The 270-nt window shown below is 39.6% G+C and carries 1 protein-coding gene; it reads right to left on the bottom strand.

Annotation, left to right across the window (positions count from 1 at the left end; all coding sequences use genetic code 11):
• Positions 1–270: DNA phosphorothioation-dependent restriction protein DptF (dptF, locus tag A3757_RS23650; protein WP_068740388.1), on the bottom strand; the 270-nt coding region annotated here is incomplete at both ends.

Raw genomic sequence — 270 nt, 5'->3', positions numbered from 1 at the left:
AATAATCTATATCCAGCATCTTCAAATTCAAGTGAACGATGAAGTACAAACAAATCAAGCTGTCGGTTTCTAATAAGGCTAGGATCAAACTCTGCTAACGCTCCTAGCAGTTCGTTATCTCCACCATTAAATAGATTATCAAATAAATATCCCGGTCCAGTCAGGATGCAGTATATGAAGTCTAGGAGCATCCGTGTCGTAATGAACTGATCCTTTCTGATACGGGCACTCAGCAATAACTCTATGACTACCTTTTGGATTCGACTATCG

The organism is Oleiphilus sp. HI0117, assembly GCF_001635235.1.
Note: the sequence above shows the minus strand (reverse complement) of the source record. Positions and strands in the feature narration are given on the sequence as shown.